Origin of the sequence: Aliihoeflea aestuarii (assembly GCF_024105665.1) — a bacterium.
Lineage (GTDB): Bacteria > Pseudomonadota > Alphaproteobacteria > Rhizobiales > Rhizobiaceae > Aliihoeflea > Aliihoeflea aestuarii.
This window is the reverse complement of the sequence record NZ_JAAAMK010000016.1, coordinates 1-13118: the sequence shown is the minus strand read 5'-3', so window position 1 is coordinate 13118 and position 13118 is coordinate 1. Positions and strand designations below refer to the sequence as shown.

Annotated in this window: 12 protein-coding genes and 2 tRNA genes; 9 read left to right on the top strand and 5 right to left on the bottom strand. The window is 63.0% G+C overall.

Translation table 11 applies throughout. The features are described 5' to 3' along the window. Positions 1-34 precede the first annotated feature (34 nt). Entirely contained in the window at positions 35-934 is a 900-nt protein-coding gene (locus tag GTW25_RS19615; RefSeq protein ID WP_252913977.1) for an alpha/beta hydrolase, read from the bottom strand. Positions 935-1179: 245 nt separating this feature from the next. Here GTW25_RS19615 and GTW25_RS19610 point away from each other — a divergent pair, with 245 nt between their 5' ends. Then, positions 1180-1593 carry a TadE/TadG family type IV pilus assembly protein gene (locus tag GTW25_RS19610; RefSeq protein ID WP_252913976.1) on the top strand — a complete coding sequence of 138 codons (414 nt, stop codon included), beginning with the start codon at positions 1180-1182 and terminating at the stop codon, positions 1591-1593. Next, positions 1593-3275 carry a pilus assembly protein TadG-related protein gene (locus GTW25_RS19605; RefSeq protein WP_252913975.1) on the top strand — a complete coding sequence of 561 codons (1683 nt, stop codon included), beginning with the start codon at positions 1593-1595 and terminating at the stop codon, positions 3273-3275. Before GTW25_RS19610 ends, GTW25_RS19605 begins: the two co-directional genes overlap by 1 nt. 3 nt (positions 3276-3278) lie before the next feature. Here the strand turns inward: GTW25_RS19605 and GTW25_RS19600 are convergent, their stop codons facing one another. After that, on the bottom strand, positions 3279-4907 hold the full coding sequence (locus GTW25_RS19600; protein WP_252913974.1) for an alpha-D-glucose phosphate-specific phosphoglucomutase: 1629 nt from the start codon (positions 4905-4907) through the stop codon (positions 3279-3281). 165 nt (positions 4908-5072) lie between these two features. Here GTW25_RS19600 and GTW25_RS19595 point away from each other — a divergent pair. Together GTW25_RS19595 and GTW25_RS19590 are read left to right on the top strand one after the other, a co-directional pair. Beyond that, a tRNA-Gln gene (locus tag GTW25_RS19595) sits at positions 5073-5147 on the top strand. A 68-nt stretch (positions 5148-5215) separates the two neighbouring features. After that, complete coding sequence (locus GTW25_RS19590) at positions 5216-6340, top strand: DegT/DnrJ/EryC1/StrS family aminotransferase (RefSeq protein ID WP_252913973.1); 1125 nt, start codon at positions 5216-5218, stop codon at positions 6338-6340. 188 nt (positions 6341-6528) lie between these two features. Here the strand turns inward: GTW25_RS19590 and cysQ are convergent, their stop codons facing one another. Together cysQ and galE are read right to left on the bottom strand one after the other, a co-directional pair. Beyond that, positions 6529-7347: a 3'(2'),5'-bisphosphate nucleotidase CysQ gene (gene cysQ, locus GTW25_RS19585; protein WP_252913972.1), complete on the bottom strand. Its 819-nt coding sequence runs from the start codon at positions 7345-7347 to the stop codon at positions 6529-6531. 79 nt (positions 7348-7426) lie between these two features. Further along, a complete protein-coding gene (galE, locus tag GTW25_RS19580) occupies positions 7427-8422 on the bottom strand; it encodes a UDP-glucose 4-epimerase GalE (RefSeq protein WP_252913971.1) in 996 nt (331 codons plus the stop codon). A gap of 137 nt (positions 8423-8559) precedes the next feature. On the opposite strand from galE, the gene glmU reads away from it, so the two are divergent. The 3 genes from glmU (at position 8560) to GTW25_RS19565 (ending at position 10691) form a co-directional block, all read left to right on the top strand. Continuing rightward, on the top strand, positions 8560-9927 hold the full coding sequence (gene glmU, locus GTW25_RS19575) for a bifunctional UDP-N-acetylglucosamine diphosphorylase/glucosamine-1-phosphate N-acetyltransferase GlmU (protein ID WP_252913970.1): 1368 nt from the start codon (positions 8560-8562) through the stop codon (positions 9925-9927). Positions 9928-10037: 110 nt separating this feature from the next. Next, positions 10038-10113, top strand: a tRNA-Lys gene (locus GTW25_RS19570). A gap of 119 nt (positions 10114-10232) precedes the next feature. After that, on the top strand, positions 10233-10691 hold the full coding sequence (locus GTW25_RS19565) for a DUF3597 domain-containing protein (RefSeq protein ID WP_252914004.1): 459 nt from the start codon (positions 10233-10235) through the stop codon (positions 10689-10691). A 75-nt stretch (positions 10692-10766) separates the two neighbouring features. Here GTW25_RS19565 and GTW25_RS19560 read toward each other — a convergent pair whose 3' ends face one another. After that, entirely contained in the window at positions 10767-11024 is a 258-nt protein-coding gene (locus tag GTW25_RS19560; protein ID WP_252913969.1) for a DUF2171 domain-containing protein, read from the bottom strand. A 158-nt stretch (positions 11025-11182) separates the two neighbouring features. Between GTW25_RS19560 and GTW25_RS19555 the strand changes: the two genes are divergently transcribed. Together GTW25_RS19555 and GTW25_RS19550 are read left to right on the top strand one after the other, a co-directional pair. After that, the gene (locus GTW25_RS19555; protein ID WP_252913968.1) at positions 11183-11920 is read left to right on the top strand and encodes a cytochrome c biogenesis CcdA family protein; all 738 of its coding nucleotides are present in this window, start codon (positions 11183-11185) and stop codon (positions 11918-11920) included. Between the two features lie 45 nt (positions 11921-11965). Continuing rightward, positions 11966-12865 carry an MBL fold metallo-hydrolase gene (locus GTW25_RS19550; RefSeq protein WP_252913967.1) on the top strand — a complete coding sequence of 300 codons (900 nt, stop codon included), beginning with the start codon at positions 11966-11968 and terminating at the stop codon, positions 12863-12865. Positions 12866-13118 lie beyond the last annotated feature (253 nt).

Below are 13118 nucleotides of genomic sequence, written 5' to 3'. Positions count from 1 at the left end.
GGCGCCTGCTTTGGCCCTGTCGATACGTTCCGGATCAGTAGGCACGCATCGAGGGCTTGACCAACGGCCCGCCCTCGAAAGCGACATTTTCGGCCTCGCCTGCCGGTACGCCCTTCAACCGCGCCAGAAATCCCTGAACCGCCGCGCCGCCGCCCTTGCGGATGAGGTTCAAGTGATTGCCGTCGGGGACCACGACGAGCGACGTGCGATCCTCGTTCATATCCGCCAGGCGCTGGGCGAAACGGGCGGGTGTGATCTGATCCTTTGCGCCGGCGACAATGAGGATCGGCGCGGTCACCTTGCTCAGCCGTGAGCGGGTGTCGAACTTGGTCTTGACCAGCCAGTCGGGCACCTGCGCGAATTGCTGGCGCACCGCGTCGCCGAATGTCGTGAACGGCGCTTCCAGCACCAGCCCGAGCGGCTTGGCCAGAGCGGCGACATAGCTCGCCACGCCCGTGCCCATCGAATAGCCGTAGATGATGATCCCGTCGGGCGCGAGATGGTCGATCTCGATGCGCTGCATCAGGGCCGCTGCATCTGCGTAGAGCGCGGCCTCGCTGGGCAGGCCCGGATTGCCGCCATAGCCTCTGTAGCCGGTTAAAAGAAGTCCGTAGCCCTGCTCGGCGATCGCCGTCAGGTGACGCGGCTTGTGAATGATGTCGCCCAGCCGGTCCGGGAAATAGACGATGACCGGCTTGCCTTCTTCGGGTGCGAAATAATAGGAGCGCAACCGAAGCCCGTCACTGGTCGCAAGGTCTATCGGCTTCAGGTCGAGCTTGCTGTCGAATTCGAGAATGTCGAGACGCAACCGGTCGCGGAACAGGACATATTCGGGAACGGTGTGGGCGGCGGTGGCCCAGGCGGCGACCAGAAGCATCAGCAGCGTGGCGAACACACTCGCCTGGCGTTTGCGCTTTCCCGATCGCAGGATCATTCGGCCCCTCCAAACTTGTCGCTACCAGCGATTCGCATCAGCCCTCACAATTAGACCGATTTATGGTTACCGCGCGACACATTATGTGAGCAAGAGCGCTGAGTTGGCAACAGCGTGTCCTGAACGACACAAATTAGAAGAGAGGCGAATACGCACGGAAATACACTTAATGCGTGCAATTTAAGGTCTTGTTCATAAATCAAGCGCAAGCATGCGCTGATTGTGTAAAACGGGGAACGCCACCTATGCGCGCATTCTCTTGCAAGAATGGGTCGACCGCGATCGAGTTCGCGATCCTTGCACCCGTCTATTTCCTGTTTCTCCTCGGGATGATCGCATACGGGATTTATCTCGGCGCTTCCCACTCCGTTCAGCAACTGGCATCGGAGGCCGCGCGCCTTTCGGTCGGCGGCCTGACGGAGGTCGAGCGCCGCGCAATGGCAATCGACTACATCGCAAATCATTCGCAAGGGTATGCCTTCGTCGATCCGGCCAAGCTTCAAGTCCAGGTTGCAGACAGCGAAGTCGATGCCACCCGATTTGTCGTCGATCTGCGGTATGATGCCCGTCATCTGCCGATCTGGGGCATCTTCGACGGCCTGGTCATGCCGAGCACCACGATCGAGCGCCGGTCCACGGTTCGGGTCGGAGGTCTGTGATGGGACTGTGCTGGCGTTCTCTTCCGCGCGATCGCGGTGGCAATTTCGCTATCATCACAGCGCTTGTCAGTCCGGTCCTGATCGTCGTCGCCGCGCTCGGCGTCGATACCGGATCGTTCTTTCTGGAGCGCCGCGAGGCGCAGGGTCTGACGGATCTGGCCGCCATGTCGGCAGCCAGATCGCCGCAGGACGCCGAACGGATCGCGCTGGCCGTATTCGCCGACAATGGATGGGCCGGTCTGTCGTCGGACGGCGCCGTCCCGACCAATGTGCGCACGACGAGAGGCGTCTATACGCCCGACCCTTCCGTCGCCGCCGGCCAGCGTTTCGTGGCCGGCCAGGAACCCGCGAACGCTGTGCGGGTCGAGTTCGAGCGCAAGGCGACGCGGTTCTTTTCCGGCTCGCTGATCGAGGCTCCCACCATCCGGACCGCTGCCATCGCCTCGATGGAGCCGCGCGCCACCTTTTCCATCGGTTCGCGCCTGGCCGCCCTCGACGGCGGCATCGCGAACCAGATTTTGTCGAGTTTGCTCGGCACGTCGATCAATCTCAGCGTCATGGATTACAACGCCCTCCTGTCAACCGACATCGACCTCCTCGCCTTCACGTCGCAAGCTGGTATCCACGCGGATTTGAGGGCGGGCACTTATCGCGACGTGCTGGACGCCCAGATCGGCGTCCGGCAAGCCGTACAGGCATTGGCCGCGACACCTGGCGTTGGGCTCGCCGCGCGAACCGCTCTCCAGACCGTAGCGAACGCCGTTCCGGCAGCGAAGAAGCTGCAACTGGGAGACATCATCGATCTCGGCACGGATGCGAATGCGAGCATCGGCGGCATCACGGCCGGGCTGGAAGCCGAAGTGAACGCCATGGCGATGCTTCGCGCAATGGCTGCCCTTGCCAACGACCAGAACCAGGTCGCAGTCGATCTGGGCGCGGGCATCCCCGGCATCGCCAACGCCACAATTACCCTCGCCATCGGCGAACGTCCCAGATTCAGCGCCCACGGGCCGGTCGGCACGTCCATGCGCACGGCCCAGACGCGCCTTCGCGTCGATCTCCAGATAGGCACATCCAATGCGCTGCTCACCGCGCTGATCCATGTGCCGGTCTATATCGATGTCGCATATGGAACGGGAACGATCAGTTCGATATCCTGCGCCACGGGCATGAAGGAAAGCGCACGGGTCGTCATCGCAACGCGCCCCGGCATCGCCGCCGCGCACATCGCCGATTTCGACGCTCGCAACATCGACGATTTCTCCCATCAGCCGAAACTCGAGCGCGCTCGGCTCGTAGGGTTACGTGTGTTGGGTATCACCGTCGCCAACATATCGGCCCGCGCTGAGGCCAGCGCCACCAATCTCCGGGATACTCCGCTTTCCTTCGCCTGGCCGGACATCGAACACGGCAAGGTCAAGACGGCTGCCACGCGCGATGCCGTCTCGACGCTGACGAGTTCGCTATTGTACAATCTTGACCTTCGCGTCGACCCGCTCGGTATCCCACTGATCAGCATTCCATCGGGATCGCTCGGAATCGTGCGGCCGCTTCTCGATCCGGTCGCCCCTGCGCTTGACCGTATCCTCAACACGGTCCTCGCAATCGCCGGCGTTTCGCTTGGCGAGGCGGATGTTCGTGTTCACAAGGTCGATTGCGGACGCCCTGCGCTGGTGCAGTAGGAACTACGCGATCACGCTGGGCGCGTTGCGTCCCGTACGCTTGGCGATCGAGGCGATCGCCTCCGCCGCTTCGATCAGGTCGGACAAAGCTGCCTGCGTGTCGAGATCGAGGTGACCGTCCTTCGGCTCGTAGCGCTCGATATAGACCCGCAAGGTTGCTCCTTCCGTCCCGGTGCCAGAAAGCCGCATCACGATGCGCGATCCGCCTTCGAACAGGATGCGGATACCCTGATGTTCGGTTACCGAGTTGTCGACCGGATCGGTGTAGGAAAAATCGTCGGCCTGCGCGACCGCGAGGCCGGCGAACATCTGGCCGGACAGCGTGTCGAGACGCCCGCGCAGATCGTCCATCAGCTTGTTGGCGGCGGCGGCGTCGATCGCTTCGTAATCGTGACGCGAATAGTAGTTGCGCCCGTATCGCGCCCAGTGGTCGCGCATGATCTCCGCGACACTCTCCTTGCGCACGGCAAGGATGTTGAGCCAGAGCAGCACGGCCCACAACCCGTCTTTCTCGCGCACATGGTCGGAACCCGTTCCCGCGCTTTCCTCGCCGCAGATCGTCACCTTGCCGGCATCGAGCAGCGATCCGAAGAACTTCCAGCCTGTCGGCGTCTCATAGATATCGATACCGAGCGCCTTCGCCACCTCGTCGGCCGCCGCGCTCGTCGGCATGGAACGCGCGATCCCGACCGGGCCATCTTTGTAGCCGGGCGCCAGATGCATGTTGGCGGCAAGCGCCGCGAGCGAATCGGACGGCGCGACATACATGTCCTTGCCGATGATGAGATTGCGGTCCCCGTCGCCGTCCGACGCCGCGCCGAAATCCGGCGCGTCGGGCGACATCATCAGGTCGTAAAGCTCTTTGGCATAAACGAGATTGGGATCGGGATGGTGGCCGCCGAAATCGGGCAGCGGAACCGCGTTGCGCGCCGTACCCTTCGCTGCACCCAGCCGATTCTCCAGTATCTCGACCGCGTATGGTCCGGTGACGGCATGCATCGCGTCGAACGCTATGGTGAAGCCGCCGCGGACATGCGCCCGGATCGCGTCGAAGTCGAACAATGTTTCCATGAGCGCGGCATAGTCCGCCACCGGATCGACCACCTCCAGCGTCATGCCCTCGATCTCGCTCGAGCCGATTTCGTCCAGGTCCACGTCACCGATCTCGGCGATCGCGTAGCGGTCGATCGCCTTCGAGCGCTCGAAGATCGCGTTGGTGAATTTTTCGTTGGCAGGCCCGCCATTGCCGGCATTGTACTTGATGCCGAAATCGCCGTCGGCGCCGCCCGGATTGTGGCTGGCCGAAAGCACGATGCCGCCGAACGCCTCGTTCTTTCGGATCAGATGCGAAACCGCAGGCGTGGACAGGATGCCGCCCTGCCCCACGATGACCCGTCCGAAACCGTTCGCCAGCGCCATCTTGATGACGATCTGGATGACTTCGCGATTGTAGAAGCGGCCGTCGCCCCCGACAACGAGCGTCCGTCCGCGATAGCCGGCCAGCGAATCGAAGATCGACTGGATGAAATTCTCGACGTAGCGCGGCTTTTGGAAGACCGGCACCTTCTTGCGCAATCCCGATGTCCCCGGCTTCTGGTCGTCGAAGGGGGTGGTCTCGTGGATCGCGATCATGAAACGGGGTCCTGATTGGTCGGGATGGCTTTTTGCCTCTTTTCTCGTCCGAATGCCAGCCTGAAGAAGCCCCAAGCACCTTCGCTTACGTTTCGTGCATATGCGCGGTCCCATTTCCCACTTTACGACGCGAGCGGCGCGCGATATGGACTTCTCCGCTCACATTGGGGCGTAGCCAAGTGGTAAGGCAGCGGTTTTTGGTACCGCCATTCCCTGGTTCGAATCCAGGCGCCCCAGCCACCTCCCGGATGCATCGCTGAAACCGGCGAATCACCGCCATCCGGCAAGCTCGGATGGATCATCGTCCCATGCAGTTCATCGATCTTAGCGCCCAGCGCGACCGCATAGCCGACCGCCTGAAGACGGCCATCGACAAAGTCGTCGCCGAGGGCCGCTACATCCTCGGCCCTGAAGTGGCCGAGTTCGAAAAGCGGTTGGCCGATTATGTCGGCGTCGACCACGTCGTCACCTGCGCCAACGGCACGGATGCGCTGCTCCTACCGCTCTACGCATCGGGGATCGGGCCGGGCGACGCCGTCTTCGTGCCGAGTTTCACCTTCGCCGCGACCGCCGAGGTGGTGGCGCTCGCCAAGGCCGAGCCCGTCTTCGTCGATGTCGATCCCGACACCTACAATATCGATATCGAAAGCCTCGAAGCCGCCATCGCCATGGTGAAGTCCGAAGGCCGGCTGACGCCGAAGGCGATCATCCCGGTCGATCTCTTCGGCCTCGCCGCCGATTACGACGCGCTCGACATCATCGCGAAGCGCGAAAACCTGCTCGTCATCGAGGACGCCGCGCAATCGATCGGCGGCATTCGGGACGGCATCAAATGCGGCGCGTTCGGCCATGTGGGCTCGACCAGCTTCTATCCGGCAAAGCCGCTCGGCTGCTACGGCGATGGCGGCGCGATGTTCACCAACGATGCCGCGCTTGCCGACAAGCTTCGCTCCTTCGCCTTCCACGGCAAGGGCGAGACCCAGTACGACAACATCCATATCGGCATCAATTCGCGGCTCGACACGATCCAGGCCGCGATCCTGATCGAGAAGCTCGCCATCCTCGAAGACGAGATGGAAGCGCGTGACCGGATCGCGAAACGCTATTGCGATGGCCTCGGCGATGTCGTGAAGGCGCCGGTTCTGCCGGAAGGCAACCGCTCGGCTTGGGCGCAGTTCGCCATCGAGTACAAGGATCGCGACGCTCTCAAGACGCATCTGCAGGGCGAGAGCATCCCGTCGGTGATCTATTACGTCAAACCGCTTCACCTGCAGACCGCCTACAAGGATTTCCCGCGCACGCCGACCGGCCTGCCGGTGTCCGAGGGCCTGTCTGGCCGCATCCTCTGCCTTCCGATGCACCCCTATCTGTCGCAGGACGATCAGGACAAGATCATTCAGTCGATCCGCAACTTCGTGAAACGCAACGCGTGAGGGTTGCAGCGTTGGTGTGACGGAAAGTTCGAGGCCTGGATTCCTGTGACGAGCACAGGAATGACGGCATCAAGGGGTATGCCAGTCGTCGACGCTGGAGATTGGCGTCAAACCTCACCACCGTCATTACTGTGCTTGTCACAGGAATCCAGGCCTCGCCGTCAACACACCCGAAGCGTTCCAGACTTTCAGCCGACCGGCACGTCAACGCCGCAGTCGGAGATGAACCAGGGGTTGGCGAACGCCTCGGCTCGCGGGCGACCCGCGCAGCCATAGCGCAAGGGTTCGCCGTCGAGGGTGCGGGTTCGCCCGCCCGCCGCCCGCAGCACGGCGTCGCCGGCAGCCGTATCCCACTGCATGGTCGGACCGAAGCGTGGGTAGAAATCGGCGGTGCCCGCCGCAATCATGCAGAATTTCAGCGAGGATCCGACCGAGAAGATTTCGGCTTGCGGCAGGCGAGCCAGATAATCGTTTGTCTCGATGGTCCGATGCGAGCGGCTCGCCACGACGATCGGCGTCGGCCCCGGCGGCTGCGTTTTCAGCTCGCGCCGGCCCTCGACCGTATGAGTCTCGCTCGTGCGGATCGCCTCGCAATGGCCCGGCCGCCCCAGATAGAGCTTGTGACGCGCCGGCGCGTAGACGGCGCCTAACACGGGATCGCCGCCGACGATCAGCGCGATGTTGACCGTGAAATCCTCGGAGCGGTTGACGAATTCGCGCGTGCCGTCGAGCGGATCGACCAGAAAAAAAGCATTGTCGAGCGCTTGCGGCATCAGCCCCGCACTGACCTCCTCCTCGGCGACGATGGGGATTTGCGGAAACTCGTGTCTCAAACCGGCGAGAATGATGCGCTCGGCCTCGCGATCAGCCCAGGTCACCGGGCTTTCATCCGCTTTCGTCTCGACCGCGCAACCGTCGCGATAAGCATCGAGCACGACGCGGCCAGCCTCCAGCGCCATCGGTTCGAGCCGCGCCAGCGCCTCGGCATAATCAAGTGTATCGCCCATCTAAAATCCCATGCTCCAGTGGAGCGTCCCTCAAGGACCGTCCTAACCGAAGATGGGAAAAAGGCAAACTTCCATGCCTTTACGCCTTGCCGGAATTGGCTACGCGCAGATGCTCTTCCCACCGGACAGCGTGGGAAACGATGGTATCGAGATCGTCGAACCTCGGACGCCAGCCGAACTCCGCCTTGGCAAGCGCGGGATCGGCGACGATCGAGACGGCATCGCCGGCCCGGCGCTCGCCAAGGCGGATCTCAAAATCGCGTCCAGTCACCCGTTTCACCGCGTCGATCACTTCCAGTACCGAATAGCCTTTTCCGTAGCCGCAATTGGCGGTGATGCTTGCGCCTCCCGCACGCAGCCGCGCGAGCGCGGCAGCATGGGCATCAGCAAGGTCGCTGACGTGGATATAGTCGCGGATGCAGGTGCCGTCCGGCGTCGGATAGTCGGTGCCGAACACGTCCATTCCAGCGCGCTTGCCTGTCGCAGCTTCTGCCGCGACCTTGATGAGATGCGTCGCGCCTTTCGTCGACTGTCCCGTGCGCAAACCAGGATCGGCACCCGCGACGTTGAAATAGCGCAGCACCGTATAGGCAAGATCGTGCGCGGCGGCGGCGTCGCGCAGCATGATCTCCGTCATCAGCTTCGACGTGCCGTAGGGCGATTCGGGCTGCAGAGCCGCGCCTTCCGCCACCGGCGACGTCTCGGGCGTTCCATAGACGGCCGCGGTGGAGGAGAAGATGAAGTGCGGCACGCCGCATCGCACCGCGCTCTCGATCAGGGCACGCGACTTGACCGTGTTGTTCAGGTAGTAGCCGAGCGGATCGGCGACGGAATCTGGAACGACGATCGAACCTGCGAAATGGATGATCGCGTCGATCCCGCGTCGTGCGATCGTCTCCTCGACCAGTGCCTGATCGGCGATGTCGCCGAGGATGAGTTCGGCTTCCGCCGGCACCGCCCAGTCGAAACCCGTACTCAATCGGTCGAGAACCACCACGTCCTCGCCCTGATCGAGCATGCGCCAGACCATGTGCGAGCCGATATAACCGGCCCCACCCGTCACAAGAACCGCCATAGCGCCCTCTCTCGCTTACCTTTGCGGCCATACTAGCCCATTCAGGTTACCATCGGTTGAAAAGGTGGCCAATCTTGGCGAAACGATCAGCGCGATGCTACAGGCTTCGTGCAGATGTTCGAATTCGAGAGATTGAAATGAGCGAAAGAAGCTGTCTGGCGATCGTGCTTGCCGCCGGCGAAGGCACGCGCATGAAAAGCGCCCGGCCGAAAGTGCTGCATGAAGTCGCCGGCTTGCCGCTCGTGTGCCATGCAGCGCGCGCGGCGCAGGCCGCAGGCCATGCCGAACTCGCGATCGTCGCCGGCCGTCAGTCCGACGAAGTGTTGAAGGCTGCAAGTGCCGTCGCGCCGACCGCACGGCTCTATCTTCAGCAGGAGCGCCTTGGAACCGCACACGCCGTCCTCGCCGCCCGCGAGGCGATCGCCGAAGGCCATGACGACATCCTTGTGCTCTTCGCCGATACGCCACTCGTCGAAAGCGACGACATCACCGCCTTGCGCAAGGGGCTTGCCGAAGGAGCGGCAATTGTCGTCATGGGCTTCGAAGCCGCCGATCCAAGCGGTTACGGCCGCCTCCTGACCGACGGCGATCGCCTTCTCGCAGTCCGCGAGGACAAGGACTGCACCGACGCCGAGCGAAAAATCACCTTCTGCAATGGCGGGCTGATGGCGATCGCGGGCGAGCACGCCCTCGCTTTGATCGAGGCCGTCGGGAACGCCAATGCCAAAGGCGAATATTATCTGACCGACATCGTCGAGATCGCCGTCGCGCGCGGCCTCAAGGTCGTCGCCACCGTCGCCGACGAGCAGAACGTCCTCGGCGTCAACAATCGCGTCCAGCTCGCCGAGGCCGAAGCCGCATGGCAGGCGCGCAAGCGCCGCGAGATGATGCTTGCGGGCGTCACGCTGATCGCGCCCCAGACCGTTCACTTTTCCCACGACACCGAAATCGGGGCCGACACCGTCGTCGAACCGAACGTCGTTTTCGGTCCGGGCGTCAGCATCGCTGAAAACGCCGTCATCCACGCCTTTTCCCATCTTGAAGGCGCGCAAATCGCACAAGGCGTGCAGGTCGGGCCGTTCGCCCGCCTGCGCCCCGGCGCGCGTCTTTCTGAAAATGCCAAGGTCGGAAATTTCTGCGAGGTGAAGAACGCCGATGTCGCGGCAGGCGCCAAGATAAACCATCTGTCCTATATCGGCGATGCGTCGATCGGCGCGGGCGCGAATATCGGTGCCGGAACGATCACCTGCAATTACGACGGTTTCCTCAAGCATCGCACGACTATCGGCGCGGGCGCGTTCATCGGGTCGAACTCATCGCTCGTCGCGCCGATCACGATCGGCGACGGCGGCTATGTTGCGTCCGGCAGCGTGATCACACAGGACGTTCCTGCCGACGGCCTTGCATTCGGACGCGCGCGGCAGACGAACAAGGACGGGCTCGGCGCGGAATTGCGCGCACGGCTGAAAGCCGAAAAAGACGCCCGGAAAAGCGGCAAAACCTGAAGCCCTGCCGCCGTCTTCGCTGCTGCCGTAAGGGAGGCCGATTGGCAGTTGACCTCTCCCGGCCTCCTGCCTATGTTCCGCCGCGAAATCAGGGTCGCTCGCGGCCTTTGGGGCGCGTAGCTCAGTTGGTAGAGCAACGGACTTTTAATCTGTAGGTCCAGGGTTCGAGTCCCTGCGCGCCCACCATCGCCAACGCCTGACTGCCGAGCCGTTTTCTGCTCACCGCTGTTCATTTCCCCACGATGCGCTAGCTTTAAGTTGCATCGGACCTGTTGATCCGCGGCTGTCATAAACGGGAGGTAGAAATGGGAATTTTCGACAAGATCAAGAATGCGATCTGGGGCAAGGAAGAAGCCGCCAGTCCGAAGGATACGGCGACGGTAAACCCCGCATCACCGCCGATCGCCGCTTCCACGACGGCCAGCGCGCCGAAGAGCGCGCCTTCGAATGCTGCGCCAGTTCAACCCTCGGGATCGACCGCCGCTCCAAAAGCGGCAGCGAGCGCCCCGGTGGATGTCGCAGCGATTCTCGATGCCGCCGTGAAGGCAAATGGCCAGAAGCTCGACTGGCGCAATTCGATCGTGGACCTGATGAAAGCTCTCAACCTCGACAGCAGCCTGTCTGCCCGAAAGGAGCTTGCAGGGGAGTTGAACTACTCCGGCGATACGAACGACAGCGCGTCGATGAATATCTGGCTGCACAAGGCAGTGATGCAGAAATTGGCGCAGAACGGCGGAAAAGTTCCTTCCGAACTCACCGCTTGACGGCAATCACGCAAAGACCCGCCTTGTCGGAGGCGGGTCTTTGCGTGGTCTGCGCGTGGCCGCCATACGTTCACCTCACATCGGGCGGTGGTCTTCCTCTTCCTCGAAACCGACGGCGACATTCGCGTTGGCCGAAAGCCGCACCGTGCCGCCTTCGATCTCTGCCACAAGCGCCATCGGCACGAAATGGTGGTGGCCGCGATGCGAGCCTTCGCCGCTGTCCTTCTTGGTCAGCTTGATCCGGTCGCCTTCGACGCGGTCGACCGTTCCCACGTGCACGCCGTCCGCGCCGATGATCTCGGCATGTTCCCTGATCTCAGATTTGTCGACCATTTCCATCTCCTTAGGGTTTCCTGCATAACGCGGGCGCGCGCAGTTGGATGCGTCCAGGCACGCTTTCGGGCACAGCGACACTCTGCCACGCGATTATGATTGGCGAGACGACGCGCGTTCGCGCTATCACGCCACCATCACAGGAGTTTCGTCTACGCATGGCTCTCGACGTCGGATATGTCAGCGCGGTCGCCGCCGGCGCCATCTCGTTCCTGTCGCCTTGCGTGCTGCCGCTGGTGCCGCCCTATCTGTGCTACATGGCAGGCGTTTCGGTGGATGATTTCCGCGACGGTGCGGCGGCGACGCGAACGCGAACCGCGCTCGTCGGCTCCGCACTCGCCTTCGTGCTCGGATTTTCGACCGTCTTCGTGGCGCTGGGTGCGGGAGCCTCCACCGTCGGCGGCCTGATGCGGGCCTGGCAGCAGGAGCTCGCAATCGTCTCGGGCATCCTCATCATCTTCATGGGGCTGAATTTCCTCGGCATCATCCGTATTCCGTTCCTGTCGCGCGAGGCGCGGTTCCAGGCGAATGTGACGCCCGCGAACGCGGCCGCCGCCTATGTGATGGGCCTTGCCTTCGCCTTCGGCTGGACGCCCTGCATCGGCCCGATCCTCGGCCCCATCCTGACGCTGGCGGGCGGGCGCGAGACGGTCGGCGAAGGCGCGGTGCTCCTTGCCGCCTATTCGCTCGGCCTCGGCATACCCTTCGTGATCGCGGCACTGTTCTCGGGCGCGTTCATGCGCTTCCTGCAACGCTTTCGCGTGCATCTGGGGCGCGTCGAAAAGGTAATGGGCGGAATGCTCGTGGTCGCGGGCGTCCTGTTCCTGACCGGTGGCATCCAGACGGCGGCCTTCTGGCTGCTCGAAACTTTCCCGGCGCTCGGGCTTCTCGGCTGACGAACAGCCGTGTTACACGCCTTCGCACATGCGAAGGGAGCCGTCATGGAATTCGATACCAAGTTCGAACCGCACTACGGCGAGGCGGTTCCGGTCGCCGCCGAACTTCTGCGCCTGACGGTCAACAATCCCGGGCCTTTCACCTTCCACGGCACCAACAGCTACATTCTGGGCGCCGATACGCTTGCCGTGATCGACCCCGGCCCGGAGGACGAGGCGCATTATGCCGCGTTGCTGAAGGCGATCGCCGGCCGTCCCGTCAGCCATATCTTCGTCAGCCATACGCATCGCGACCACTCGCCGCTCGCCGCGCGCCTGAAGGCGGAGACCGGCGCGCTCGTCATGGCCGAAGGTCCGCACCGGCCGGCCCGGCCCTTGCGCATCGGCGAGATCAATCCGCTCGACGCCAGTGCCGATACGGATTTCCAGCCCGACCATGCGCTGGCGGACGATGAAGAGGTCGAGGGCGACGGCTGGACGATCCGCGCGATCCACACGCCCGGACATTGCGCCAACCACGTCGCCTTCGCCATCGAGAATACGGGGATTTTGCTCTCGGCCGATCACGTCATGGCATGGGCCACATCCATCGTCGCGCCACCCGACGGCGCCATGTCCGACTATATGGCCTCGCTCGACCGCCTCGCCGCACGCGACGACGCGATCTATCATACCGGACATGGCGGTCCCGTGCGCAATCCCCGCGCCTTCGTGCGTGGCCTGCGGACGCACCGCAGGATGCGCGAGCGCGCGATTCTCGAGCGCCTGAAGGCCGGCGACCGGCTGATTTCTGACATTGTCGCCGCGATCTACCGCGACACCGACCCGCGTCTTCACGGCGCGGCGGCGCTGTCGGTTCTCGCACATCTGGAAGATCTGGTCGCGCGTGGTCTGGTCACGGCCGAGCCGGAGCCATCGATCGATGCGGTTTACAGGATCGAGTGATCATGTGGATCGGCAACGTTTGCGCGGTGGATATCGCAAGGCATGGATTCCTGTGACGAGCACAGGAATGACGATGGCAGGAAGACAATTGCCAACCATAACCGTGGCGATTTGCGAAAACTTATCTGCCGTCATTCCTGTGCTGGTCACAGGAATCCTGTGTGTTCGGGGTGGTGTAGAGTGAATGCGGGAAGGATACCGTCGGAATCCTGATCCGCCTGCTGGCGAGACCGAGGCTTGGCCGGGTCCCTTC